The following is a 24,066-nucleotide window of genomic DNA, read 5'->3' as shown; positions in this document are numbered from 1 at the left end:
CATTCTATCCCGGGAGGGCGGGAAAACGCCACGCCTGTTTGTTCTCCGTTGACCAGGGGGGGCGCAGATTGGGTCAGGAGCCGGCTTCCATCTGGGATTGAAGGTAGTTCTGGAGCCCGACCTTGTCGACGAGTTCGAGCTGGGTTTCGAGGTAGTCGATGTGTTCCTCGGTGTCTTCGAGGATGTGCTGGAAGATGTCGCGGCTGACGTAATCGCGGACGGACTCGCAGTAGGCGATGGCGTCCTTCAGGTGGGCGTGGCCGCCTTGTTCGACTTTCAGGTCGCCCTGCAGGCATTCGGGAACGTTCTCGCCGATGAGCAGCTTGTCGAGGTTTTGCAGGTTGGGCAGGCCTTCGAGAAAGAGCACGCGCTCGATCAGCAGGTCGGCGTGTTTCATTTCTTCGATGGATTCGTCGTACTCATGCTTGCCGAGTTTTACGAGACCCCAGTTTTTGTACATTCGCGCATGCAGAAAATACTGGTTGATGGCGGTCAGTTCGATGGTGAGCTGCTTGTTGAGGTGTTGCAGGACTTTCTTGTCGCCTTTCATGCTGCCTCCTGTATCAATGAAAAATGGCCGGGGCCGGGCCTGGGGCGAAGAACGGGCTGGCTGTTTCCGTCGAGGGCGGCGGCGAGGCATTGTCGGGCGCATTTGGCGCAACGCCCGCACTCTTCGGTAACACCCAATTCTAGGCGTAGATCACGCAGCCGGCGAGCGCCACCTGCGACCGCGGATTCGATGTCTTTTTCGGTGACTGCACGGCAAACGCAAACGTACATGGTCCTGATTCCTTTGCAGTTGTTGCGGCCGGCGCTTAATTGAGCGGGTAAAGCCGGAGCACCATCAGCATTGCCGCGATGCCTCCGGCCAGCCCGATGATCAGCACGGCCGCCACGGCGGTGGAGGGCAGGGGGCGTTGTGGCGGGGTGCCAAACCCGTTGCCGGGCAGGGCGGTGTGGCGGGTCGGAGTCATCATTTGGTCAGTATCAGCTTGCCGGCGCGGGTGGTGCGCAGTGCGTAAAGCATGCCTTCGTGCTCGATGAAGACACAGGCGCGATCCTTGAGTAGATCCTTGCTCCGGATCGGGGCATCGAACGGGCCGGAAGGGAGCGCGGGGGCTTCGCTGGGCTGGGTCGCGGCGGGCGGAGCAGAGGAGGTGGTCACGGAGGAATTAAAGCAAATGAGAGTGATTCGTATTAAACATTCAAGCCCGGGCTTCGTCAATACGCTCGATGAAAAATTGAGAGAAGGCGTCACGCTGGTGGTGACACAAGCGGCCAAGCAGCGGGTCGGCTTGAGCGATCTCAGGCCTGCCGACGGTTGGGCGGTCTGGCGGGGTAGAATTCGCCCCTTTCCGCCTGACTGCCTTCACGCCCCATGCCGCTGATTACTCTCGATGATGCCTGCCTTGCCTTTGGTCACGTTGCCCTGCTCGACAAGGCCGCCTTTCAGCTCGACCCCTCTGAGCGGGTGTCGCTGATCGGGCGCAACGGCAGCGGCAAGTCGAGCCTGCTGAAGGCGCTGGCTGGCCAGGCAATGCTTGACGACGGCCGCCTGTGGCGCCAGCCGGGTGCCCGCGTGGCCTATGTGCCGCAGGAGGCTGACTTTCCGCCCGATCGCAGCGTTTACGCCACGGTGGCCGACGGCCTGGGTGATGTGGCGCAACTGCTGGTCGATTACCACGCGGCGATGCTGGCGGTAGCTGACGATCACAGCGAGGCCGCGCTGGCCCGCCTGGAGGATGTGCAGCACCGCGTCGAAGAGGCCCAGGCCTGGCGGCTGGAGCAGAAGGTCGAGCAGGTGCTGGCCCAGATCAAGCTGCCCGGTGACGCGGTGGTGGGCAGCCTGTCGGGCGGCGGCATGAAGCGCGTGGCGCTGGCCCGCGCCCTGGTTGGCGAGCCTGAGATCCTGCTGCTGGACGAGCCGACCAACCACCTCGACATCGACGGCATCCTGTGGCTTGAAGAGTTGATCCGGGATTTTCCGGGGGCGGTGGTGGTGATTACCCACGACCGGGTGTTTCTCGACCATGTGGCAACGCGCATCGTCGAGCTGGACCGGGGCGTGTTGTCGAGCTTTCCCGGCCGTTTCAGCGAATACCTGCTGAGGAAGGCCGATCAGCTGGATGCCGAGGAGAAAGCCAACGCGCGCTTTGACAAGATGCTGGCGCAGGAGGAGGTGTGGATTCGCAAGGGCGTTGAAGCCCGCCGGACCCGCAACGAAGGCCGCGTGCGGCGACTCGAAGCCCTGCGCCGTGAGCGTGGCGCGCGGCGTGACCGCTTTGGCAACGTCAAGCTGGCCCTCGATCGGGGCGAGGGCAGCGGCCAGATGGTGGCCGAGCTGGATCACGTGACCAAGCGCTTTGGTGATCGCACGATCGTGCGCGATTTTTCCACGCGCATCCTGCGCGGCGACCGCATCGGCCTGATCGGCCCCAACGGCGCCGGCAAGACCACGCTGCTCAAGTTGATCCTGGGCGAGCTCGAGGCGGACGAAGGCACGATTCGCCGCGGCACTCGCCAGACGGTGGCCTATTTTGACCAGCTGCGCGCCCAGCTCGACCCGGAGGCGCCGCTCACCGAAGTGATCAGCCCGGGCTCGGATTTCGTCGAAATCGCCGGTCACCGCACCCACATCATCGGTTACCTGGGTGATTTCCTGTTCTCGCCCCAGCGTGCCCGTTCGCCGGTCAAGTCGCTGTCGGGGGGCGAGCGCAACCGCCTGCTGCTGGCCCGCCTGTTTGCCCGGCCGGCCAACGTGCTGGTGCTCGACGAGCCGACCAACGACCTGGATATCGAAACCCTCGACCTGCTCGAAGACCTGCTGGCCCAGTACGACGGCACGGTTTTCCTGGTCAGCCACGACCGGGCCTTTCTCGACAACGTGGTGACGCAGGTGATCGCCTCCGAAGGTGACGGGGGCTGGAAGGAATACGCCGGCGGATACGATGACTGGCTGCGGGCCCGGAAGAGCGCCGGCGCCGCGGCGGTTGCGGCCAGCAAGGCTGCGGCGGCTGCGCCCAAAAAGGAGGTGGCGCCGGTCGCCGCGCCTGCTCCGGCTGCCGTCAAGCCGGCCAAGCTGAGCTGGAAGGAGCAGCGCGAACTCGAAGCCCTGCCGGATCGCATCGCTGCGCTTGAAGAGGAGCAGGGCGTCATCCAGGCCAGGCTGAATGACCCGGCCACCTATCAGGATGCGTCGCAGGATGTGCCCGCGTTCAATGCCCGCCTGCAGGCGATCGAGGCGGAAGTCGAGGCCGCGATGCTGCGCTGGGAAGAACTGGAAGCCCGCGCGGCCGGCAAGTAAAAGGACGCTTCAGCCGACCGGCAGCGCCCCGTCGGGGTTGCCGCCGGCGGCAAGCAGCAGGGCTGCTGCGTCGTGAGGGACGTTGAGCCGGTGGAGCAGGTTTTCGCGGCTGATGTGCAGCAGTTTTTCGATGGCCGAGAGGTCGTCGGGGATGGCCGGGTTGTCCCAGCCCTGGGCCGTATGGCGGGCCAGGCTGGTGGCCAGTTGCACCGTGCTGACCCGTGGGTTGCCGAGCTGGCGCTCGTCCATCATCGAAATCAGCAGCTCGGGCAGGTGCCAGTGGTGCACCAGCGCAAGCTGCAGCTCCTTGGCCGAAAAATTGAAAACCGAACGCTGGGCCGTGGTCGAGCGCAGGCTGCGGTCGACCCGCTGCATTTCATAAACCTGCTGGGTAAGGGTGGGGGCGAAGCACCAGCACAGGATGTCGGTGGCCTCCGAGAGCAGCGCTGCAACGGTGACTTCATCCACGTCCAGGTCGTGACGCACGATCGCCCAGTCGCGGGCGTAGCGGGCGGCGCGGCGAGCCCGGCTGATCACCTTGAGCACGCCGACCAGTGCTCGCGGGTGGGCTGCGAGCTGGCCCTCGATGGTCGGGAGTTCGGAAAACTCCCGCAGGAAGGGTGAGATACCCATCATCATCACCGCCCGCTCGATGGTGGTGATGTCGTGGTTCTGGCGCGCGCGCCGGTTTGCCTCGATATGCATCAACACCTTCAGCGTCATCATCGGATCGCTCAGCACAAGCGCCGCCACCGTACGGCCGTTGATGCTGTCCTCCTGCTCGCGCATGGCCTGGAGTTCCTTGACCGTGTGCTTGAGAACGGGAATGGACTCGTGGTTTAAAAATGCGGTGTAGGCGTCGAGGCTGTCGAAAGCATGGGTAATCAGGGCCATAGTGGTCCTCCGGCGGGTGGTGACTCCGTTTACGGCGCGGCGGCACCGGGGTTGAGGGCGCGCGCGGTGTGGCCGCTATAATCAAGAGACAAACAACAAGGGGCGCGGCCGCGCACCCTTTCAAGAGGAGAACAAACATGTCCGGTGCCATTCCCCCGTTCCAGGCCTTCCTTATCCGCCAGGATGAAAATCGCAAGGTGTCTGCCGCGATGGAGTCGATGACGGTCGACGCGCTCGATGCGGGCGAAGTGCTGATCCGTGTGGCTTATTCAAGCGTGAATTACAAGGATGCGCTGGCTGCGACCGGCGCCGGCAAGATCATCCGCCGCTTCCCGTGCGTGGGCGGCATCGACATGTCGGGTACGGTGGTCGAGAGCGCCGATCCGCGCTTCAAGGCCGGCGACGAAGTCATCGCCACCAGCTACGACATCGGCGTCGCCCACCACGGCGGCTACGCCGAATATGCGCGTGTTCCGGCTGGCTGGGTGGTGCCGTTGCCCGCGGGCCTGTCGTTGTTCGACGCGATGGCGCTGGGCACGGCCGGCTTTACCGCGGCGCTGGGCATCGTGCGCATGGAAGACAACGGCCTTGCGCCGGCCAATGGTTCGGTCGTCGTGACCGGCGCCAGCGGCGGCGTGGGCGGGCTGGCCATCGACATGCTGGCGGGCCTGGGCTATCACGTGGTGGCGCTCACCGGTAAAGCCCACGAAGAGGGCTACCTCAAGAGCCTGGGTGCCGCAGAGATACGCCTGCGCGACACCATCGACCCGGCCACCACGCGCCCCCTCGATGCGGGCCTGTGGGCGGGTGCGGTGGATAACGTGGGCGGCGACATCCTCGCCTGGGTGCTGTCGACGATGAAACAGGCCGGCACCGTGGCCAGCATCGGCAACGCCCAGAGCATCAAGCTCAACACCACCGTGTTCCCGTTCATCCTGCGCGGTGTGAGTTTGCTCGGCGTTGATTCGGGTTACATCGGCGAGCCCACCCGCACGCGCGTGTGGCAGCGACTGGCCACCGACCTCAAACCGCGTCACCTTGCAGCAATGACAAAAACGGTGTCTTTTGCCCAACTTCCGGGCGTTTTTAACGACTTCATCGAAGGTCGGGTCAAGGGGCGCACGGTGATTGCCGTTAAATAGGAACGTTCCCTACAGCGAGCCCCAGCATGAGTGATGAAAGCGATCAGACCCTTCCCCGAGTACTGATCATCGACGATTCCCGGATGGTGCGGGCTTCCATCATCCGGCATGTGCGGGGCCGCTTCGAGGTTCGCGAAGAGGCCGATGGCGAGGCCGGCTGGCAAACCCTGCTGGTCGACCCCACCATCCAGGCCGTGATCACCGATATCGGCATGCCCAAGCTCGACGGCTACGGGCTGCTGGAGCGGATTCGCAGCTCCCGGCTGTCACGCATCAGCACCTTGCCGGTGGTGGTGATATCCGGTGACGACGAGCCGGAAGTCCGGATCAAGGCCAAGAGCGCCGGGGCCACGGACTTCATCTCCAAGAGCATCGGCAACGTCGAACTGCTGGCCCGTCTCGAGGCGCTCACCCAGCTTGCCCGCACCCAGCGCGACCTGGAGGAGAGCCGCGCGGCGCTCGCCACCGCCAGCCCGGTCGACCCGACCTCGGGCCTCGCCACCCAGTCCTACCTGCACTACCACGCCAGCCAGGAACTCTCCCTCGCCCGGCGCCACAACGGCGAGCTGTCGGTGATGGTCATCGACATCGACCAGTTCGACACCCTCGTTGCCCGCTATGGTGCCCACGTGGCCCAGCTGGTCAATCGCAAGCTGTCCAAGATCCTGTCCACCCGTCTTCGCAAGGAAGACACGGTGGCCGAGCTCAACACCGGGCGTTTCGCGGTGGTGTCGCCCAGTACCAGCATGAGCGGCGCAGGCACCTTTGCGATGCGCCTGTGCGGAGCCATCGACCAGATCGTGATGACCTATCGCGAGGAGCGAATCCGCATCCGCCTGACCATCGGCCTTGCCACCTCCGAGGCCGGCCGCATGCAAACGGTCAGCGAGCTGATCGGCATCGCCATCCAGCGCCTGGCGGCGGGGCAGGCCGCCGGTGGAAGCCGGGTCATCGGCGATCACGGCGAACTGACGCCGGAGATGCTGCCCCAGCCGGCGCGGGCCGCGGTCAGCATTGACCAGATCCTGCAGCAACTGCGCGCCGCCGGCGCCGATGCCGGCCTGCGCAAGCAACTCCCGGATGCGATCCGAACCCTCCTGCCACTGCTGGAGTTGATAGAATCCGAATACCATTCCGGCCTGCCGCTTGCCGCCCTCGCACGCATCGTTGAAACCGGTTTGGTGACTGCAGTGCACAAAAACGAATAGAGCGGGCGCCATGACGCCTCGCCATCACCGAAAGTGGTTTGACATTCAAAAATGGGAGAGGAAGACATGGCGTCATACAAGGAATTTCACAAGCGCTCCATCGAGGACCGCAACGGCTTCTGGGGTGAGCAGGCCGAGCTGATCCACTGGAACAAGCAACCCGCGCAGATTTACGACTTCTCCAATCCGCCCTTTGTCAAATGGTTCGTCGGCGGCGAAACCAATCTCTGCTACAACGCGGTCGACCGGCACGCCGAGGCCCACCCCGACCGCAAGGCGCTGGTCTACATCTCCACCGAAACCAACGAAGAAAAGATCTACTCCTTCGCCGAGTTGCGCGCCGAAGTCATGCGCATGGCGGCCATCTTCCAGGATCTTGGGGTTAAAAAGGGCGATCGCGTCCTGATCTACATGCCGATGATCGCTGAGGCCGCCTTTGCGATGCTGGCCTCCGCCCGCATCGGCGCGATCCACTCGGTGGTGTTCGGCGGCTTTGCCTCCGGCTCGCTGGCCACCCGCATCGATGACGCCAAGCCCACGGTCATCGTCTCGGCCGACGCCGGCATGCGCGGCGGCCGTCCGGTGCCCTACAAACATCTGCTCGACGAGGCAATCGGCCTGGCCGAACACAAGCCCGCCAAGGTCTTGATGGTCAATCGCGGCCTCGACAAGGACATGGCCGTCGTGGCCGGCCGCGACGAGGATTACGCCACCCTGCGCGCCAAACACATCGACGCCCAGGTGCCTGTTACCTGGCTCGAATCGTCCGACCCCAGTTACATCCTGTACACCTCCGGCACCACCGGCAAGCCCAAGGGCGTGCAGCGCGACACCGGCGGCTATGCCGTGGCGCTGGCGGCGTCCATGAAGCACATCTACTGCGGCAATGCGGGCGAAACCTTCTTCTCCACGTCGGACATCGGCTGGGTGGTGGGCCACAGCTACATCATCTACGGCCCGCTGATTGCCGGCATGGCCACCGTGATGTACGAAGGCACCCCGCTGCGCCCCGACGCCGGCATCTGGTGGAAGATCTGCCAGGACCAGGAAGTCACCGTGATGTTCAGCGCGCCGACCGCCATCCGCGTGCTCAAGAAGCAGGATCCGGCCTTCCTCAAGAAATACGATCTTTCGAAGCTGCGCGCGCTTTACTGCGCCGGCGAGCCGATGGACGAAACCTCCCACAAGTGGATGATGGACGAGCTGGGCATCCCGGTCATCGACCACTACTGGCAGACCGAAACCGGCTGGGCCATGTTGTCGCTGATGCCCGGCGTTGAAAACAACCCCGTGCAACTCGGCTCGCCGGGCTTTCCGGCGTATGGCTTCGACGTGCGCCTGTTCCGCGACGATGGCAGCGAGTGCGGTGCCAACGAAAAGGGCATCGTCGGCGTCGTGCCGCCGCTGCCGCCCGGCTGCCTGTCCACCATCTGGGGCGACGACAAGCGCTTCGTATCCACCTACTTCACGCTCTTCCAGGAACCGCAGGTGTATTCCAGCTTCGACTGGGGCATCAAGGACGACGCCGGCTACTACAAGATCCTCGGCCGTACCGACGACGTGATCAACGTAGCCGGTCATCGACTGGGCACCCGCGAGATCGAGGAAGCCGTGCAGTCCCACCCGGCGATCGCCGAAGTGGCGGTGGTTGGCGTGGCCGATGCGCTCAAGGGCCAGATGCCCATGGCCTTCGCGGTGGTGAAGGATCCGGCCTCCGTCGATACCCCCGAAAAGATCGCCGCCCTTGAAAAAGCCGTGATGAAATTGGTCGACGGCAGCCTGGGCGCCATTGCGCGTCCGGCCCGCGTGCACTTCATCTCCGGCCTGCCCAAGACGCGCTCCGGCAAGATGCTGCGCCGCTCGATCCAGGCGCTGGCCGAAGGCCGTGATCCGGGTGATCTCACCACCATCGACGATCCTTCCACGCTGGAACAGATCAAGGCCGCGCTAACCGCCTGACCTGCCGGTCACCGGAATTTATCCGAAGCAAACCTCAAGCCGACCGCTCATCCGGTCGGCTTTTTTACGCCTGACCGCCCCCATCATGACCCGCTCCCTGTTGCTCGTTCTCGCCATGCTGCCTGCTGCCGCGCTGGCCGGTCATCGCATCGACTGTTATGTCAGCAACGAAGGCGAGACCCGTGTCATCGTCGCCCGCCCGGCCAAATCGTTGTATACCGATGTGCATAACGCTATCGGCGACACCTTTTTGTTCAAGCTGAGCGTTCAGGACCAGCCGGCCGACATCGCCGGCGTGAGCATCGCCACCTATGCGCCGGCAGCCGACACGCAGAGCGGCCCGGTGATGATCCACCAGGCCCGCTACCCGTGGCCGCCACCGCTGCCGGGGCGCCACGCGCGGCACGGCTTTACCGGCCTGCAGCGTGTCTTCGAGCCGGCCTTCGACGGTGAGCTGGAATACTGGTGTGAAGCGGTGAAGGAGCGCGCGCGATGAAACGGATTTATCAGATTGTGCTGATCGGGCTGTTGATGCTTGCCGGCAGCGTGCGTGCCGAAACGGTGCGCCTCGTCTTCGCCGGCGACGTCATGCTCGCCGACGGCCCCGGCCAGCTCATCGCAGCCGGAGGCGATCCGCTGGCGCCCTTTGCCCAAGTGCTGGCCGATGCCGATTACCGCATCGCCAACCTCGAATGCGCCGTGTCGTCGGGCGGCACCGCACTGCCCAACAAGCGCTACACCTTTCGCGCCGATCCCCGCGTGACTGCCGTGCTCAAGGGGCGTTTCGATGCGGTAGGCGTGGCCAACAACCACTCCGGCGACTTCGGCAAGGACGCCTTCCTCGATACCATCGCCCACCTCGACAGCGCCGGCATCGGCCACTTCGGCGGTGGTAGTAACCTCGCCGAAGCCCACGCGCCCCTGTGGATCGAGCGCAAAGGCCTGCGCATCGCCGTGCTCGGCTACAACGAATTCAAGCCGCGCTCCTTCGAAGCCGGCGCCGCCCACCCCGGCATAGCCTGGAGCGAAGACGCGCAGGTGATCGCCGACATCCGCGCGGCCCGCCGTGCCGGCGCCCACATCGTGATCCCCTTCATGCACTGGGGCTGGGAATACGATGAAGCGCCCAGCCTGCGCCAGCGCGAACTGGCCCGGCAAATGATCGACGCCGGCGCCGACGTGGTCGTCGGCGGCCATCCCCACGTGGTGCAAAACGCCGAGATCTACCGCGGCCGGCTGATCGTCTACAGCCTCGGCAACTTCGTCTTCGACGGCTTCGACGCCCCCGAAGCCCGCCAGGGCTGGCTGCTTCGTCTCGATCTCGACAAGCGCGGCCTCGCCGCCTGGGATACCCGGCTCGCCCAGCTCGATGAGGGCGGAACCCCCTCGCCGGTGCCGGGCGCGCTCACGCCTTGCGGCAAGCGCGGGCAGCGGAAGATCGGGGAATGCCGGAACCCGTAAGCGGGAATCACCGGCCGTTCAGCGTAGGTCGGGTTAGCCCGCAGGGCGTAACCCGACAACATTGCGCGGATGTCGGGTTCCGCTACCGTGGAAGCGGCTTTCGCGCGCGTCGCCAGTCGATCAGAATGTGTTGAATGTCATTTTTTTCGTTCATTTTTCAGGAGACGCCACCGATGAAAACTTCCCTCGCCGCCCTTGCCCTGGGTTTGGCTGCACTGCCTCTGGGGGCTCACGCCGCCTGTCCGACAGATCTGGAAGCTGCTACGGTTGCCGCCGCCATCGTCGCCCGCCAGCCTGTTACCGCGCCTGCCGGCGAGATGAGCATGGAAGACGGCCTGTGCGGGCAGGGCAAGGTGGTGCGCTACCTTGCCCAGGCTTACGGCGAGCCGGTTGGCTACAAGGCCGGGCTGACCAACCCGGTGGTGCAGAAACGTTTCAATTACAACGCGCCGCTGCGCGGCACGCTGTTCAAGTCGATGATCGTCGAGGACGGCGCGGAAGTGCCGGCGGCCTTTGGCGCGCGGCCGGTTTTCGAGGCGGATCTGGTGGTGGAAGTGGGCAATCCGGTGGGCCTCGCCAAGGCCGCCACGCCCGGGGAGGCACTGCGCCACATCAAGGCGGTTCGGCCTTTCATCGAGCTGCCTGATCTGATGGTCGGCGATCCGTCGAAACTCGGCGGCCCGATGCTGGCGATGATCAACGTCGGCGCCCGCCTGGGCGTGCTGGGCAAGCCCGTTGTCGCGAAGCACGACAAGGCGCTGGCCGAGGCGCTTGCCTTGATGACGGTAAGCCTCACCGACGGCGCCGGCGCCGTGATCGATTCGGGCAAGGGCAGCGCAACCCTGGGCAATCCGCTCAACGCGGCAATCTGGCTGGCGCAGGATCTGGCCAGGGCCGGCACGCCGCTCAAGCGTGGTGACCTGCTGTCGCTGGGTTCATTCACCAAGCTCACGCCGCCGAAGCCGGGCTTGGTGGTAACGGCGCGCTACGAAGGCCTGCCGGGCAATCCGCAAGTGGTCGTGAAGTTCAAATAGCCCGCCTTATTCTTTCCGCGGCTGGGTGAGGATCGCCCGGCCGTTTTTCAGGTGCTCGACCTGGGCCAGGCTGGATACCGGTACGTGCAGCGACTCGATGTATTCGCGGCCGTGCTTGAAGCGTTTTTCGACGACGAAGCCGGCGCCCAGCACGTCGGCGCCGGCTTCGCGGGCCATGTCGATCAGCGCGGCGGCGGTGCGGCCGTTGGCGAGGAAGTCATCCACGATGACGATCCGCTGGCCGGGTTTGATGTAGCGCCTGGAGATGACCAGCCGGGTGTTGTCGCCCTTGGTGGGCGAGTGGATCTCGCGGGAGAGGGCCGGCGCCTCGACCTGCGTGGAGTACTTTTTGGCATAGACCATCGGCACGTTGAGGGTCTGGGCCACGATCAGCGCAGGGGCGATGCCGCTGGCTTCGGCGGTGAGGATGATGTTGGGCTGGAAGAACGACAGCCGGCGGGCCAGCTCGTGGGCCAGCTCGAAGATGAAGCCGGGCTCGATGCGGTGGTTGAGAAAGTGGTCGATGCGCAGGATCTGGCCGTCGACGCTGCCTTCGGATTCGATGCGGCGAACGAGCGGGGCGTAGGGGGCGGTGAGGTCGAGATGGGGGCTCATGGCGGGGCTCGGAAACGACTGCCCGTGTCGGGAAACACGCGCAATCTCAATGTATCAACTGGGTGGTCAGGGTTTTGTGACGGTTTCCGCAAGGCGGAGCAGACGGCGACGGACGAGGGCAATGTGTTCGCGCAGGGTGTAGAGCTCGTTGCTGAAGGCAAGCGGCAGCTTGCGGTGGGTGGCGCGTTGCTCGATGCGGTCGAGGCGGGCGATGAAGGCGGCAATGTGTTGTGCATTGTTGCCGGTGTCATCGCTGGCGTCGACTTCCGCTTCGAGAAATTTCAGTTCGCCATACCAGCGATAAACCCGTGATCGCATGCGCCAGTTGTACGCCGCCGGCAGCACCTTGGAGAGCGGAATGACCACCGCGATGAGCGGCAGGATCATGATGAACAGGCGGTCGATCAGCACCGCGAGCCAGAAGGGCAGGTAGCGCTGCAGCAGGGGTGGGCCGCTGTCGTAGAAGCGCCGGGCCATGGTGTGCAGCGGCAGGGCGTGATCCTGGGGCGTGGGGAAGGCATTGGCGGCCTGCAGCAGGCCGGGCGCGCTGTGGATTTCGCGGGCGTGCTTGAGCAGCAGGGTGACGATCGCCGGGTGGATGTCGGCCTTGACGACCAGGTTGGCGGTGGCGGCGAGGAGCTGGATGTCGCGGGGCGGCTGGTCGCCCCGGATGTCGATGGCGCCGCGGGGCAGGGTGATCTTGAGCAGATGCGGAAAGTGGCGCACGTAGCCGTCCGCCTGGGCAAAGTTGAGCAGGCTGATGCCGTCGGTGTGAAGCAGGGCATCGACCACCGGTGCCTGCGGTGCGCCCACCACGAAGAAGGCGTCCACGTCGCCGCGCTTGAGGGCGTCGACGGCCGTCATGCCGCCGAGGGTGACGAGGCGGGGATCATCGGTGGCCACGCCGTTGGCGGCGAGCAGTTGCAGCGCAAAAAGCTGGGCGCCGCTGCCGGGCTGGCCGACGGCGATTTTCAGGCCCTTGAGCTGGTCGAGGCGATCGAATTGCGTCTTGCCCCGGTAGAACACCCACACGGGTTCGAGATACATGCTGCCGAGGGTGGCGAGGTCTTCCGATTCCGGCTCGTTGGCAATGCCGCCCTGAATGAAGCCGATGTCCACGCTGTCGTCGGTCTTGAGGCGGAGCAGGTTTTCGACGGCGCCTGTTGACGGCCGCAGCTCCACTTCGATGCCTTCCTGGGCGAGTTTTTCGCGGTAGCGCTCGCCAAAATAATGGTAAGCACCGCCGGCGGCACCCGTGCTCATCACGATTTTCTTGGGCGGCGCCGGGCGCACGAACTGCCACGCTAGCAAAAAGGCGGCAATCACGACGATCAGCGCCGGCAGGGCGAGCTGCAGGAGATCGCGGCGGCTGGGCGAGTCGTCGGTGGCGTGGCTTGGGCGGCGCATTTTTATGGCATTCGTGGTGCGGCGAGGGGGCGAATCTTACCGCGCCTTGCCGATGCCCGCGGGCCGGCGCAAAGTCCTTTGTTCCGGGGGCAAAGTCCGGTACATTGCGCGCCCGGTCAGGTGTTGATAAATCAGGAAATTTTCGCCATGCCCCGTCTTTTGCTCGCACCCATGGAAGGCCTCGCGGACGATGTGCTCCGTGAAGTGCTGACCCGCGTGGCGGGCTACGACCACGCGGTGACCGAGTTCGTGCGCGTGTCCGGCACGCTGTTGCCGCCGCGGGCCTTCCGGCGCATCTCGCCGGAGCTCTTGGCCGGCAGCGCCACCTCGAGCGGCACGCCGGTGCGGGTGCAGTTGCTGGGTTCCGATCCGGTGTGCATGGCCGACAACGCCGCGCAGCTGGCGGCGCTGGGTCCGGCCGGCGTCGATCTCAACTTTGGCTGCCCGGCGCCTACCGTCAACCGTCACCGGGGCGGCGCTGCGCTGCTCGACGAGCCGGAGCTGCTTTACGCCATTGCCTGCGCGGTGCGGGCGGCCGTGCCGGCGCACATTCCCTTTACCGCCAAGATGCGCCTCGGCGTCACCGACACCGCCAGGGCGCTCGACTGTGCCCGTGCGCTGGCCGCTGGCGGCGTGGTGGGACTGGTGGTGCATGCCCGCACCAAGACCGATGGTTATCGGCCACCGGCCCACTGGGAGTGGGTCGGGCGGATCGCCGACGTGGTGAGCGTTCCGGTGGTGGCGAACGGCGAGGTGTGGAACGAGGACGATTGGCGGCGCTGCCGCTCGGTGAGCGGGGCCACTGACGTGATGCTCGGCCGCGGTGCGGTGGCCGATCCCTTTCTGGTGCGGCGCATCCGGCAGGGCGGTGAGGCGCCGGCCGATCGCGATGCCGAATGGGCCGAGCTGCTGCCCTTGATCGGCGAGTTCTGGCAGCGGGTGCTGGCCAAGGTGGAGGCCCGCCATGCGCCAGGGCGGCTCAAGCAGTGGCTCAACCTGCTGCGCCGCAATTTTCCGCAAGGCGAAATTCTATACACCGCGGTGCGAGCGAAAAGCGATGTGCCGTCGGTAAGCCAGGTGCTCGCTGCCCACGAAATCCCCTTCCTCAAGGCCGCCGCGTAAAATCACCGGATGTACGCCAATTCAAGCATTCCCGAAAGCGCCCAGCAGGGCGTTCATGAACATCTCGCCCAGCGGGTTGCCAAGCACGCCAGCTCCGAGTTTCGCAAACCCTATCTCGACTACAACAAGGCCGCCTTCGAGGCGAGCCTTGCCGGCTGGGACGGCAAGGCGCCGCTGATCCTCGACGCCGGCTGCGGCGTGGGGCACAGCACCATCCAGCTGGCCCGCGAGTTTCCCGATCACTGGGTGATCGGCGTCGATCAATCAGAGGATCGCCTGAGTCGCAAGAAGCCTTACCCCGACGCGCTGATGCCGAAGAACATGGTCTTCGTGCGCGCCGATCTGGTCGATTACTGGCGCCTGATGGCCGATGCCGGCATCAAGCTGGCGCGGCATTACATCCTTTACCCGAACCCGTGGCCGAAAGTCGGCCACCTGGCCCGGCGCTGGCACGCGCATCCGGTTTTTCCGTTTGTGCCGCGCCTCGGTGGCCGCCTGGAATGTCGCAGTAACTGGAATATTTATGTGGAAGAATTCGCCGTAGCGCTGGGTCTGTTGATCGGCCGCGAGGTGAAATGGGAATCCTTCGAGGCCCCGTCTCCGCTCACCCCTTTTGAACGCAAATACCGGGATTCCGGCCAGACCCTTTACCGGTGTGTGGTCGAGCTCGATAGCCAACCGAACCTGGAGCACAACCCGTCATGACCCAAGCCCAATCCAACCCCCTCTCCGACGCCGAACTCGAACAGCTCGAAGACCTGCTCGTCTCGGACGATGTGCCCGCCGACTGCATGAACATGGAGATGCTCGACGGCTACCTCGCCGCCATCGTCTCCTGTCCGCTGCCGATCCCGGTCGAGCGCTGGCTGCCGGCCGTCTGGACCGCCGACGAGGGCGAAGTGGGCTTCGGCTCCGGCGCCACGCTGCAAAAGGCCATCGAACTGGTGCTGCGTTATTACAACGATCTGCTGGCCACGATCGGTGACGAAGAAGGCGACGAGGAGGGTGAAGCCGAAGGCTGGGCGCCGTTCTGCTACGCCCAGGGCGGCGAGGACGACCCCGCCATCGGCGAGGAGTGGACCAACGGCTTCGAGCAGGGCTTTGAGATGTGGCCCTCGGAATGGCCCGATGCCGTGAGCGACACCACCATCGCCGAGGCGCTGCTGGAGACCATTCTCGGTGCCGAGGAAGAAGTCACCGTCAAGCCCGAACTCGAAGCCCAGCTGGCCGAGCTGGAAGAAAAGGGCCTGGCTGTTCAGCGCCTCTACCAGAACTGGCGCGCCCTGGGTCTGCCGGCCCAGCAGGCGGTGCCGGTGAGCGCCGCCACCAAGGCCGGAAAAGCCGGCCCGGGCCGCAACGACGCCTGCCCCTGCGGCAGCGGTAAGAAGTACAAGAAGTGCTGCGGCGCCGACGCCTGAACCGTGGCTGATCCCTGCCTCAGTTGCGGCGCCTGCTGCGCGAGCTTCCGGGTGGATTTCCATGTCTCCGACCTGGAAAATCACTCCGGCGGCGGTGTGCCGGTGGCGCTTACCGTTCCGGTGACGGCAACGCTCGTGCGCATGCGCGGCACCGACGACGGCCCGCCGCGCTGCATCGCGCTGGAGGGCGAGATCGGCAGCGCAGTGCGCTGCACGATCTACGACCGGCGCCCCGGCCCGTGCCGTGATTTTGCCCCCTACGCGGCCCTCAACATCGGTGACGAAGCCTGCGCCCGTGCCCGGCGGCGGCATGGCCTGGCGCCGCTGGGGGAGTGACATCTGCCCGCGTCAGCCTGTGTTTTGACGCTTAGACACAAATTTGTCCCGCGATTGTCGGCGTGCCGGCTTAGTCTGTTGTCTTGACCACAACCACCGGGAGTCGATTATGGGTTTGCTGAGTTTTGTACGTGAAGCGGGCGAGAAGCTGTTCGGTCGCAAGGACGTGGAAGCGGCTGCCGCCGATACCAGTGCCGCCGACAAGCTGGCCGATCTCAACCAGAAGGCCGCTGCGTCCATCGTCGCCTACATTGCCAAGCAGGGGCTGGATACCAGCGCCCTGAGCGTGAGCTTCGACGGCGCGAGCAGTGTGGTAAGCGTTGCCGGCACGGTGGCTGACCAGGCCACCAAAGAAAAGGTTTTGCTGTGCTGCGGCAACGTGGATGGCGTCGACAAGGTTGATGACCAGTTGAACGTGACCAATCCCGAGCCGGCCGCAACTTTCCACACCGTGGTGCGTGGCGACACCCTGTCGGGGATTGCCAAGACCTGCTACGGCAATGCCAATGCCTACATGAAGATCTTCGAGGCCAACAAGCCCATGCTCGGCCACCCCGACAAGATCTATCCGGGCCAGGTGCTGCGCATTCCCGCCTGATTCATTGCGCTAGCAAGGGCGGGACGGATTGGCGGATTGGGTCGGCTCTGACACAATCCGCCGCTCCTGAAACACTTCTGCAACACACCGGAACCCGCCACCATGACCATCCGCTTCCCCGTTGAAGGCGACTTCATCCAGCTCGACCAGCTTCTGAAGGCTACCGGCCTGTGTGGCTCGGGGGGCGAGGCCAAGCAGCGCGTCGCCGATGGCGATGTGTTCGTGGACGGGGAAATCGAAAACCGCAAGCGGGCCAAGCTGCGTCCGGGTCAGCGCATCGATTTTGCCGGCGAAACCATCGAACTCGTTACCGGGGCTTGATGCCGCGGTAATGCAGTGTGTGCGGGGAAGAAGCCTTTCTCCCCCGCAAGCCAACTACCGGATTCAGCCCGTCAGGCCTTCGGCTGCCATCGCAGCCTGAACGGCAGGGCGGGCCTTTACACGTTCAAAGTAGGCGCCGAGGCTGGGCCAGGGCGTGATGTCCACTTTCACGTAGCCCGTCCAGGACAGCACGGTGAACAGGTAGGCATCCGCCACCGTGAAGCTGTCGCCGGTGAGGTAGGGCTGGGCGTCGAGTACGCTTGCAGCAAAGGCCAGGCGCCGGTCGATGAGGGCGCGAGCTGCGGCCTTGGCATCGTCGCTTGTGGCCGGGTTGAACAGCGGGCTGAAGCTCTTGTGCAGTTCGGTGCCGATGAAGTTCAGCCATTCCTGAACGCGGGCGCGGGCCAGGGTGCCGGCCGGCGGAACGAGCTTTTTCTCGGGCACCAGGTCGGCCACGTACTGAATGATGGCCGGGCCTTCGGTCAGGATCTCGCCGCCGTCCAGTTCCAGTGCCGGCACGTAGCCCTTCGGATTGATGGCGAGGAAGTCGCCGCCCGATTCCATTTCCTTGGTGCGCAGGTTTACCTTTTCGAGCGTGATGTCGAAGCCCGCTTCGCGCAGCACGATGTGGGGGGAGAGGGAGCAGGCGCCGGGGGAGTAGTAGAGCTTCATGGGTGGTTTCCTGGTGGTCTCAGTGGGGATGGATGTCGCCATCGGTGTAATGCCAGCACTCGCCAATGCGGACGAAGCGGCTGGTTTCGTGCAGTCGGTGGGCACGCCCCCCGATCTTGTAGCGGGCAATGAATTCCACGGTGGCGTGGTTTGGGTCGGATTCTTCATGGTGCCTGATCTGCAGGCCCAGCCATTTTGTCGGCGGGTCGTCTGCAAGCGTCAATTCTGCAGGCCGGAAATCCGGATGCCAGGTGGCCATCAGATAGGCTTCCCGTCCAAGGACGAAGGCCGTGTAGCGGGAGCGCATCAGCGCTTCGGCAGTGGGAGCAGGCTGGCCGCCGTCGAGGTAGCGCCCGCAACAGAGCGAATAATCGGACGAGGTGCCGCAGGGGCAGGGCTGGGCCATGGATGGATCGCGGATGAAATCGAAGGCGCATTTTGTTACGCCCGCAGTTTGACGGCAAGCTGGCGGTCTTCCGCCCCTTGAGATTACTGAAAAGTTGCCGATAAATTCGCTGGCGTGCAGATTGCATGACGACAATCCGAAGGCTTTGGCAGCGTTGCTCCAGGCGCGTCCGCCGGACAGGGGAAGGCATGGGACTCAAGCGATGGATAGTGGGGATTCGCGGCAAGCTGATCGCGATCTTCGTGGTGATCAAGGTGTTGCCGCTGCTGCTCCTGGCACTGCTGGCCTGGAGCATGGCTCAGCGACTCGGCGATACGGTCAGCTTGCAGGCCGGCACGATGGCCGAATCGATGCTGGCTACCATCAAGCAGGTGGGCGAAGCCGCTACCGGCGATGCCATCAAGGCGCTGGACGACCGGGCCCGCGAGGCGATCGAGCGTCTCACCACGGACACCGCCCGCGCCGTCGCGGCCTTTCTCTACGATCGTGACTCCGACGTACTGCAGGCAGCCCAGGTGGAACCGGGGGAGGCGGCCTATCGTGGTTTTCTGCAGCATCGCTCCCGCACGTTGCACCGGCACGGCGAGTGGAAACTCTCGGACGACCAAACACGCTGGGAGCCGGCGGCGCCTGCGGGCTGGGACGAAGCGCTGGCTGCCGATCCGCAGCAGGCGCTGGTCGACAATGCAAAATCCTTCAGTGCCCGCCCGCCCGAATACATCGGCCGCCCTGAAATACGCCCGCTGTTCGTCGAGATGACTTTCGTCGATACCCGGGGCCGCGAGCGCGTCAAGGTGGGGGCAGACGGGATGATGTCCCGTGAGCTGCGGGATGTCAGCGACGCCGGCCAGACCTTCCTCAAGGCCGAGCGCTACTGGCCTGAGCTGCAGAAACTCAAGCCGGGAGAAATCTACGTTTCGGAGGTGATCGGGGCCTACGTGGGCAGCCGGGTTGTCGGCGCCTACCTGCCGGCCAGTGCCAAGAAGGCCGGTGTGGAATTCAAGCCCGAGGAGTCCGCCTATGCGGGAACCGAGAACCCGGTGGGCAAGCGCTTTCGCGGCATCGTGCGCTGGGCGACGCCGGTGGTGCGCGGCGGCAAGGTCACCGGCTACGTAACCCTGGCGCTCGATCACGACCACATCCGTGAATTCACCGACCACATCAGCCCCACCGATTCCCGTTACTCCCCGATCAACGATGCCATCGTCGGCAACTATGCCTTCATGTGGGATCACCGGAGCCGGGCGATCTCCCATCCGCGGGATTACTTCATCCCCGGCTACGACCCGAAGACCGGCGAACCGGTGACGCCGTGGCTGGATCAATCCCTCTACGAGGCCTGGCAGGCGTCCGGCAAGCCGTCGCGGGAATTCCTCGAAACCGTTACCCCCTTCGACACCCAGTCCCTCAAGAAAAAGCCCGCCGGTGCGCAAGTGAAGGCGGGGACGGTAGGGCTGGATTGCCGCTACCTCAATTTCTCGCCCCAGTGCGCCGGCTGGAACCAGCTGACCGAAAAGGGTGGGTCGGGTTCTTTCGTGATCTTTTTTTCGGGTCTCTGGAAGCTCACCACGGCCGCGGCCATTCCCTACTACACGGGGCAATATGGCCATACGCAGCGGGGCTTCGGCTTCATCACCATCGGCGCCAACGTGGATGACTTCCACCGTGCTGCCACCGATTCGGCCACGCGCATCGGGCTCACCATTGCCGAAATGGACAAGGCCTTCCAGGGGCAGCGCCAGGGCCTGCGCGATGACATCGCCAGCAACCTCGCCCAGACCGCCGGCGCGCTCACCCTGTCCACGCTGGTGATGGTGGCACTGGTCATCATCGTGGCGATCTGGATGGCGCAGTTCATCACCCGCCGCATTACCACCATGATCGACGGCCTCGGGCGCTTTCAGGCGGGCGAATTGTCTTACCGGCTGGAAGTCCGGTCGAGCGACGAAATGGGCCAGCTGGCCCAGTCGTTCAACAGCATGGCGGATGAGGTGCAGCTCTCCTTCAAGCGTTCCGAAGAAGCGCGGAGCAGGGCCGAAGAAGCCAACAAGCTCAAGTCGGATTTTCTTGCCAGCATGTCCCACGAACTGCGCACGCCGCTCAACGGCATCCTCGGCTACTCCGAACTGCTGCAACTCGAGCTCGAGGATCCCGTCCAGCAGGAATTTGCGGCCACCATCCACAGCTCGGGTCAGCACCTGCTCGACATCGTCAACGACGTGCTCGACCTGGCCAAGGTGGAAGCCGGGCGAATGGAGTTGAAGCCGGTCGAGCAGGACATCGCCCGACTTGCCGCCGATCTCGTCAGCGCCCACCGGGCTCACGCCCAGGCCAAGGGTCTTTCCATCGAACTCACACTGGCCGACGGCCTGCCGGCGAGCGTGATGATCGACGCCCAGCGGGTCCGCCAGATACTCAACAATCTCTTGAACAACGCGATCAAGTTCACTGAAAACGGCCGGGTAGGCTTGCGCGTCAGCATGGAGGGCGCACGGATGGCGCTGGCCGTTTCAGACACCGGCCCGGGCATTTCGCCCGAAGGGCTGGGCGTGATCTTCGAGCGATTCCGCCAGCTGGACCGCTTCATTACCCGCGATCACGGCGGTACCGGCCTCGGCCTGACTCTGGCGCGGGAACTGGCGCATCTGCTGGAGGGTGATCTCGTCGTAGAATCACGTCTTGGCGAAGGCTCCACCTTCACCCTTTTCATCCCGCTGCGGGAGCCGCACCCCTGATATACGCCAGACCATGAGCGAATCGTCTTCATCCACCCCCAAAAACGTTCTGGTCGTTGACGACAACGTGATCAACCGGCGTCTGGCGTCGGCCTTCCTGGGTCGCCTCGGCTACGTAACCGACCAGGCGGAAGATGGCCCCTCAGCCCTTGCAAAGCTTGAAAACGGGCGCTTCGACATCGTTTTCCTCGATATCAGCATGCCCGGCATGTCTGGCGAAGAAGTGCTGGCCAAGCTGCGTACCGACAGCAGGTTCAATGGCTTGTACGTCATCGCCTATACTGCCCACGCGCTGCCCGAGGAAAAACAGCACCTCATCGACGCCGGATTCGACGACCTGTTGATCAAACCCATCACGATGAAGGCTGTCGAAGCGGTGCTGTCTTCCCGATGAAAGGCAGCGGGAGTCATTGAACTTGCTGGAAGAATCGGATTGTGCAGGCGCACAATCGATATAAAAATAAAATATAATATATATAAGACTTGGCTGTGCTTGATAAAAACAAGAGGCCGGTCTGCGAGGGAGAGTGCGGCGGGCCCGAAACGGCCGGTCGCTCATCACAGCATCACCGTAATGTAACCATCGTCTAGGAAGGATCTACCCATGCTTGAAGCCTACCGCCAGCATGTTGCCGAGCGCGCTGCACTCGGCATCCCGCCGCTGCCCCTGTCGAAGCAGCAAACCCAGGCTCTCGTCGAGCTGCTGCAGAACCCGCCGGCCGGCGAAGAAGCTTTCCTGGTAGACCTGCTGACCTATCGTGTTCCCGCCGGCGTTGACGACGCCGCCAAGGTCAAGGCCGAGTTCCTGGCCAAGGTTGCCAAGGGCGAGCTGGCCTGTGGTCTGGTTTCCCGTGTGAAGGCTACCGAACTGCTGGGCACCATGCTCGGCGGCTACAACGTCAAGCCGCTGATCGACCTGCTGGGCGACGCCGAAACCGGCGCCACCGCTGCCGAAGGCCTCAAGAAGACCCTGCTGGTCTTCGACTTCTTCCACGACGTGGCCGAGCTGGCCAAGGCCGGCAATGCCAACGCCAAGGGCGTGATGCAATCGTGGGCCGACGGTGAGTGGTTCACCTCCCGTCCGGAAGTCCCCGCCAGCCAGAAGCTGACCGTTTTCAAGGTTACTGGCGAAACCAACACCGACGACCTGTCGCCCGCTCCGGACGCCTGGTCCCGCCCCGACATCCCGCTGCACGCGCTGGCCATGCTCAAGAACCCGCGTCCGGGCATCGAGGCTGACGAGCCGGGCGCCCGTGGCCCGCTCAAGCAACTCGAAGCGCTGGCTGCCAAGGGCAACCTGATCGCCTACGTCGGCGACGTGGTCGGCACCGGTTCCTCCCGCAAGTCCGCCACCAACTCCGTGCTCTGGTTCACCGGCGAAGACATCCCCTACGTCCCGAACAAGCGCTTTGGTGGTGTCTGCCTCGGCTCCAAGATCGCTCCGATCTTCTTCAACACGATGGAAGATGCCGGCGCGCTGCCGATCGAAATCGACGCCGGCCAGATGGACATGGGCGACGAGATCGAACTGAAGGTCGATCACGCCACCGCCAAGGTCACCGCGCTGAAGAACGGTACCGTCATCGCCGAATCCCAGCTCAAGACCGCCGTCATCCTCGACGAAGTCCGCGCTGGCGGCCGTATCCCCCTGATCATCGGCCGTGGTCTCACCACCAAGGCCCGTGAAGCCCTGGGCCTGCCGGTTTCCACCCTGTTCCGCCTGCCGCAGAACCCCGCCGACAACGGCAAGGGCTTCTCGCTGGCGCAAAAGATGGTCGGCAAGGCCTGCGGCCTGCCCGAAGGTCAGGGCGTCCGTCCCGGCACGTACTGCGAACCGAAGATGACCACCGTCGGCTCCCAGGACACCACCGGCCCGATGACCCGCGACGAGCTGAAGGATCTGGCTTGCCTCGGCTTCTCTGCCGACCTGGTGATGCAGTCCTTCTGCCACACCGCCGCTTACCCCAAGCTGGTGGACGTGAAGATGCACCGCGAGCTGCCGTCCTTCATCTCCACCCGCGGCGGCGTGTCCCTGCGCCCGGGCGACGGCGTGATCCACTCCTGGCTGAACCGCCTGCTGCTGCCCGACACCGTCGGCACCGGTGGCGACTCCCACACCCGCTTCCCGATCGGCATCTCCTTCCCGGCCGGTTCCGGTCTGGTGGCCTTTGCCGCTGCCACCGGCGTGATGCCGCTGGACATGCCGGAATCCGTTCTGGTGCGCTTCAAGGGCGAAATGCAACCGGGCATCACCCTGCGTGACCTGGTCAATGCAATCCCCCTTTACGCCATCAAGGCCGGTCTCCTGACCGTCGAGAAGAAGGGCAAGAAGAACGTCTTCTCCGGCCGCATCCTCGAAATCGAAGGTCTGCCGAACCTCAAGGTCGAACAAGCTTTCGAGCTCTCCGACGCTGCTGCCGAGCGTTCCGCCGCCGCGTGTTCCGTGCGCCTGAACAAGGAGCCGATGGTCGAGTACATGCGGTCCAACATCACCCTGATGAAGTGGATGATCTCGGAAGGCTACGAAGATGCCCGCACCCTGAAGCGTCGCATCAACGCCATGGAAGACTGGATTGCCAACGGCGTGCTGCTGCAGCCGGACGACGTGGCCGAATACGCCGCCGTGATCGAGATCGACCTGGCCGAAGTGACCGAGCCGATCCTGGCCTGCCCGAACGACCCGGATGACGTGAAAGTGCTGTCCGAAGTCGCCGGCGCCAAGATCGACGAAGTGTTCATCGGCTCCTGCATGACCAACATCGGCCACTTCCGCGCCGCTGCCAAGGTTCTCGAAGGCCGTGCCGACATCCCGACCCGTCTGTGGATTGCTCCGCCGACCAAGATGGATGCGCTGATCCTGACCGAGGAAGGCTACTACGGCGTGCTCGGCAAGTCCGGCGCCCGCATGGAAATGCCGGGCTGCTCGCTGTGCATGGGCAACCAGGCTCAGATCCGCAAGGGCTCCACCGCAATCTCCACCTCGACCCGTAACTTCCCGAACCGCCTCGGCATCGACACCCAGGTTTACCTGGGCTCCGCCGAACTGGCCGCCATGTGCGCGCTGGCTGGCCGGATCGTTACCAAGGAAGAGTACATGGAGCAGATCAAGCTGGTGAATGCCAAGGCTGCCGAGGTGTACCGCTACATGAACTTCGACCAGATCCCCAGCTTCGTGGAAGCTGCCGAAACCGTCGAGATGTAAGTCATGCTGCCTGAAGTCCAGGCTTGGGCCTGGGCTCGGACATAAAAACGCCCCTGACGGAGTTGTCCGTCAGGGGCGTTTTTCATGGCGGCGAGCCGGCTGCATCTGCCTGCGGACGCGGGGATAGGCCGTTTAAATCCTGGTGGGGACAGGTTCCTCCGGCCGGGTTTCGGTTTTTGCATCGCGTTGTGCAACTATTTTCGACGCCGCCGGGGGCCGGTAACGGATACCC

At 64.4% G+C, this 24,066-nt stretch carries 25 protein-coding genes; 16 read left to right on the top strand and 9 right to left on the bottom strand.

Features of this window, described 5'->3' with window-relative positions:
- Positions 1–73: 73 nt before the first annotated feature.
- Genes bfr through Q1W26_RS00955 form a run of 4 tightly spaced genes read right to left on the bottom strand, consistent with a single transcriptional unit; the run spans position 74 to position 1,165 of the window.
- Positions 74–550 carry a bacterioferritin gene (gene bfr / locus Q1W26_RS00970; RefSeq protein WP_300434655.1) on the bottom strand — a complete coding sequence of 159 codons (477 nt, stop codon included), beginning with the start codon at positions 548–550 and terminating at the stop codon, positions 74–76.
- A complete protein-coding gene (locus tag Q1W26_RS00965) occupies positions 547–780 on the bottom strand; it encodes a (2Fe-2S)-binding protein (protein ID WP_300434653.1) in 234 nt (77 codons plus the stop codon). The genes bfr and Q1W26_RS00965 overlap by 4 nt, the downstream gene beginning before the upstream one ends.
- 35 nt (positions 781–815) lie before the next feature.
- Complete coding sequence (locus Q1W26_RS00960) at positions 816–977, bottom strand: hypothetical protein (protein WP_300434651.1); 162 nt, start codon at positions 975–977, stop codon at positions 816–818.
- On the bottom strand, positions 974–1,165 hold the full coding sequence (locus Q1W26_RS00955) for a hemin uptake protein HemP (RefSeq protein WP_300434649.1): 192 nt from the start codon (positions 1,163–1,165) through the stop codon (positions 974–976). Before Q1W26_RS00955 ends, Q1W26_RS00960 begins: the two co-directional genes overlap by 4 nt.
- A 213-nt stretch (positions 1,166–1,378) precedes the next feature.
- Between Q1W26_RS00955 and Q1W26_RS00950 the strand changes: the two genes are divergently transcribed.
- Positions 1,379–3,304 carry an ATP-binding cassette domain-containing protein gene (locus tag Q1W26_RS00950; protein WP_300434647.1) on the top strand — a complete coding sequence of 642 codons (1,926 nt, stop codon included), beginning with the start codon at positions 1,379–1,381 and terminating at the stop codon, positions 3,302–3,304.
- A gap of 9 nt (positions 3,305–3,313) precedes the next feature.
- On the opposite strand, the gene Q1W26_RS00945 is transcribed toward Q1W26_RS00950, so the two are convergent.
- Positions 3,314–4,198: an HDOD domain-containing protein gene (locus Q1W26_RS00945; RefSeq protein ID WP_300434645.1), complete on the bottom strand. Its 885-nt coding sequence runs from the start codon at positions 4,196–4,198 to the stop codon at positions 3,314–3,316.
- A 149-nt stretch (positions 4,199–4,347) separates the two neighbouring features.
- On the opposite strand from Q1W26_RS00945, the gene Q1W26_RS00940 reads away from it, so the two are divergent.
- From Q1W26_RS00940 to Q1W26_RS00915, 6 genes are all read left to right on the top strand, one after another.
- Positions 4,348–5,340, top strand: coding sequence for an oxidoreductase (locus tag Q1W26_RS00940; protein WP_300434811.1), 993 nt, complete (start codon positions 4,348–4,350; stop codon positions 5,338–5,340).
- A gap of 26 nt (positions 5,341–5,366) precedes the next feature.
- Complete coding sequence (locus Q1W26_RS00935; RefSeq protein ID WP_300434643.1) at positions 5,367–6,548, top strand: diguanylate cyclase; 1,182 nt, start codon at positions 5,367–5,369, stop codon at positions 6,546–6,548.
- Positions 6,549–6,614: 66 nt separating this feature from the next.
- On the top strand, positions 6,615–8,507 hold the full coding sequence (locus Q1W26_RS00930) for a propionate--CoA ligase (protein WP_300434640.1): 1,893 nt from the start codon (positions 6,615–6,617) through the stop codon (positions 8,505–8,507).
- Between the two features lie 85 nt (positions 8,508–8,592).
- A complete protein-coding gene (locus Q1W26_RS00925) occupies positions 8,593–9,003 on the top strand; it encodes a hypothetical protein (protein WP_300434637.1) in 411 nt (136 codons plus the stop codon).
- The gene (locus tag Q1W26_RS00920) at positions 9,000–9,968 is read left to right on the top strand and encodes a CapA family protein (protein ID WP_300434635.1); all 969 of its coding nucleotides are present in this window, start codon (positions 9,000–9,002) and stop codon (positions 9,966–9,968) included. Before Q1W26_RS00925 ends, Q1W26_RS00920 begins: the two co-directional genes overlap by 4 nt.
- A 173-nt stretch (positions 9,969–10,141) precedes the next feature.
- A complete protein-coding gene (locus tag Q1W26_RS00915; RefSeq protein WP_300434633.1) occupies positions 10,142–11,002 on the top strand; it encodes a hypothetical protein in 861 nt (286 codons plus the stop codon).
- A 6-nt stretch (positions 11,003–11,008) separates the two neighbouring features.
- Here the strand turns inward: Q1W26_RS00915 and Q1W26_RS00910 are convergent, their stop codons facing one another.
- On the bottom strand, positions 11,009–11,617 hold the full coding sequence (locus Q1W26_RS00910) for a xanthine phosphoribosyltransferase (protein WP_300434630.1): 609 nt from the start codon (positions 11,615–11,617) through the stop codon (positions 11,009–11,011).
- Between the two features lie 66 nt (positions 11,618–11,683).
- Positions 11,684–13,024, bottom strand: coding sequence for a TAXI family TRAP transporter solute-binding subunit (locus Q1W26_RS00905; protein ID WP_300434628.1), 1,341 nt, complete (start codon positions 13,022–13,024; stop codon positions 11,684–11,686).
- Between the two features lie 147 nt (positions 13,025–13,171).
- Between Q1W26_RS00905 and Q1W26_RS00900 the strand changes: the two genes are divergently transcribed.
- The 6 genes from Q1W26_RS00900 to Q1W26_RS00875 all read left to right on the top strand — a co-directional run bounded on the left by Q1W26_RS00900 (position 13,172) and on the right by Q1W26_RS00875 (position 16,819).
- Positions 13,172–14,146, top strand: coding sequence for a tRNA-dihydrouridine synthase (locus Q1W26_RS00900; protein WP_300434625.1), 975 nt, complete (start codon positions 13,172–13,174; stop codon positions 14,144–14,146).
- A 9-nt stretch (positions 14,147–14,155) separates the two neighbouring features.
- Positions 14,156–14,851 (top strand): methyltransferase domain-containing protein, encoded by a 696-nt coding sequence (locus Q1W26_RS00895; RefSeq protein ID WP_300434623.1) that lies wholly within the window; start codon positions 14,156–14,158, stop codon positions 14,849–14,851.
- Positions 14,848–15,564 carry a UPF0149 family protein gene (locus tag Q1W26_RS00890; RefSeq protein ID WP_300434621.1) on the top strand — a complete coding sequence of 239 codons (717 nt, stop codon included), beginning with the start codon at positions 14,848–14,850 and terminating at the stop codon, positions 15,562–15,564. Before Q1W26_RS00895 ends, Q1W26_RS00890 begins: the two co-directional genes overlap by 4 nt.
- Positions 15,565–15,567: 3 nt before the next feature.
- Positions 15,568–15,900, top strand: coding sequence for a YkgJ family cysteine cluster protein (locus Q1W26_RS00885; RefSeq protein ID WP_300434619.1), 333 nt, complete (start codon positions 15,568–15,570; stop codon positions 15,898–15,900).
- Between the two features lie 109 nt (positions 15,901–16,009).
- Positions 16,010–16,498: a peptidoglycan-binding protein LysM gene (gene lysM / locus Q1W26_RS00880; protein ID WP_300434616.1), complete on the top strand. Its 489-nt coding sequence runs from the start codon at positions 16,010–16,012 to the stop codon at positions 16,496–16,498.
- A 102-nt stretch (positions 16,499–16,600) separates the two neighbouring features.
- Positions 16,601–16,819: an RNA-binding S4 domain-containing protein gene (locus tag Q1W26_RS00875; protein ID WP_300434614.1), complete on the top strand. Its 219-nt coding sequence runs from the start codon at positions 16,601–16,603 to the stop codon at positions 16,817–16,819.
- A gap of 63 nt (positions 16,820–16,882) precedes the next feature.
- Here the strand turns inward: Q1W26_RS00875 and gstA are convergent, their stop codons facing one another.
- A complete protein-coding gene (gene gstA / locus Q1W26_RS00870; protein WP_300434611.1) occupies positions 16,883–17,491 on the bottom strand; it encodes a glutathione transferase GstA in 609 nt (202 codons plus the stop codon).
- A 19-nt stretch (positions 17,492–17,510) separates the two neighbouring features.
- Positions 17,511–17,897: a YchJ family metal-binding protein gene (locus tag Q1W26_RS00865; protein ID WP_300434609.1), complete on the bottom strand. Its 387-nt coding sequence runs from the start codon at positions 17,895–17,897 to the stop codon at positions 17,511–17,513.
- 188 nt (positions 17,898–18,085) lie between these two features.
- Between Q1W26_RS00865 and Q1W26_RS00860 the strand changes: the two genes are divergently transcribed.
- The 3 genes from Q1W26_RS00860 (at position 18,086) to acnB (ending at position 23,834) form a co-directional block, all read left to right on the top strand.
- On the top strand, positions 18,086–20,632 hold the full coding sequence (locus tag Q1W26_RS00860; RefSeq protein WP_300434607.1) for an ATP-binding protein: 2,547 nt from the start codon (positions 18,086–18,088) through the stop codon (positions 20,630–20,632).
- 13 nt (positions 20,633–20,645) lie between these two features.
- Positions 20,646–21,026 carry a response regulator gene (locus Q1W26_RS00855; protein WP_300434604.1) on the top strand — a complete coding sequence of 127 codons (381 nt, stop codon included), beginning with the start codon at positions 20,646–20,648 and terminating at the stop codon, positions 21,024–21,026.
- Between the two features lie 210 nt (positions 21,027–21,236).
- Entirely contained in the window at positions 21,237–23,834 is a 2,598-nt protein-coding gene (acnB, locus tag Q1W26_RS00850; protein ID WP_300434602.1) for a bifunctional aconitate hydratase 2/2-methylisocitrate dehydratase, read from the top strand.
- Positions 23,835–24,066 lie beyond the last annotated feature (232 nt).

Origin of the sequence: Zoogloea sp. (genome assembly GCF_030157465.1) — a bacterium.
Taxonomy (GTDB): domain Bacteria; phylum Pseudomonadota; class Gammaproteobacteria; order Burkholderiales; family Rhodocyclaceae; genus Zoogloea.
Note: the sequence above shows the minus strand (reverse complement) of the source record. Positions and strands in the feature narration are given on the sequence as shown.

Coding starts and splice junctions, on each gene's coding strand:
- bfr (WP_300434655.1), bottom strand. CDS start 550: ATGAAAGGCGACAAGAAAGTCCTGCAACACCTCAACAAGCAGCTCACC.
- Q1W26_RS00965 (WP_300434653.1), bottom strand. CDS start 780: ATGTACGTTTGCGTTTGCCGTGCAGTCACCGAAAAAGACATCGAATCC.
- Q1W26_RS00960 (WP_300434651.1), bottom strand. CDS start 977: ATGATGACTCCGACCCGCCACACCGCCCTGCCCGGCAACGGGTTTGGC.
- Q1W26_RS00950 (WP_300434647.1), top strand. CDS start 1,379: ATGCCGCTGATTACTCTCGATGATGCCTGCCTTGCCTTTGGTCACGTT.
- Q1W26_RS00945 (WP_300434645.1), bottom strand. CDS start 4,198: ATGGCCCTGATTACCCATGCTTTCGACAGCCTCGACGCCTACACCGCA.
- Q1W26_RS00935 (WP_300434643.1), top strand. CDS start 5,367: ATGAGTGATGAAAGCGATCAGACCCTTCCCCGAGTACTGATCATCGAC.
- Q1W26_RS00930 (WP_300434640.1), top strand. CDS start 6,615: ATGGCGTCATACAAGGAATTTCACAAGCGCTCCATCGAGGACCGCAAC.
- Q1W26_RS00925 (WP_300434637.1), top strand. CDS start 8,593: ATGACCCGCTCCCTGTTGCTCGTTCTCGCCATGCTGCCTGCTGCCGCG.
- Q1W26_RS00920 (WP_300434635.1), top strand. CDS start 9,000: ATGAAACGGATTTATCAGATTGTGCTGATCGGGCTGTTGATGCTTGCC.
- Q1W26_RS00915 (WP_300434633.1), top strand. CDS start 10,142: ATGAAAACTTCCCTCGCCGCCCTTGCCCTGGGTTTGGCTGCACTGCCT.
- Q1W26_RS00910 (WP_300434630.1), bottom strand. CDS start 11,617: ATGAGCCCCCATCTCGACCTCACCGCCCCCTACGCCCCGCTCGTTCGC.
- Q1W26_RS00905 (WP_300434628.1), bottom strand. CDS start 13,024: ATGCGCCGCCCAAGCCACGCCACCGACGACTCGCCCAGCCGCCGCGAT.
- Q1W26_RS00900 (WP_300434625.1), top strand. CDS start 13,172: ATGCCCCGTCTTTTGCTCGCACCCATGGAAGGCCTCGCGGACGATGTG.
- Q1W26_RS00895 (WP_300434623.1), top strand. CDS start 14,156: ATGTACGCCAATTCAAGCATTCCCGAAAGCGCCCAGCAGGGCGTTCAT.
- Q1W26_RS00890 (WP_300434621.1), top strand. CDS start 14,848: ATGACCCAAGCCCAATCCAACCCCCTCTCCGACGCCGAACTCGAACAG.
- lysM (WP_300434616.1), top strand. CDS start 16,010: ATGGGTTTGCTGAGTTTTGTACGTGAAGCGGGCGAGAAGCTGTTCGGT.
- Q1W26_RS00875 (WP_300434614.1), top strand. CDS start 16,601: ATGACCATCCGCTTCCCCGTTGAAGGCGACTTCATCCAGCTCGACCAG.
- gstA (WP_300434611.1), bottom strand. CDS start 17,491: ATGAAGCTCTACTACTCCCCCGGCGCCTGCTCCCTCTCCCCCCACATC.
- Q1W26_RS00865 (WP_300434609.1), bottom strand. CDS start 17,897: ATGGCCCAGCCCTGCCCCTGCGGCACCTCGTCCGATTATTCGCTCTGT.
- Q1W26_RS00860 (WP_300434607.1), top strand. CDS start 18,086: ATGGGACTCAAGCGATGGATAGTGGGGATTCGCGGCAAGCTGATCGCG.
- Q1W26_RS00855 (WP_300434604.1), top strand. CDS start 20,646: ATGAGCGAATCGTCTTCATCCACCCCCAAAAACGTTCTGGTCGTTGAC.
- acnB (WP_300434602.1), top strand. CDS start 21,237: ATGCTTGAAGCCTACCGCCAGCATGTTGCCGAGCGCGCTGCACTCGGC.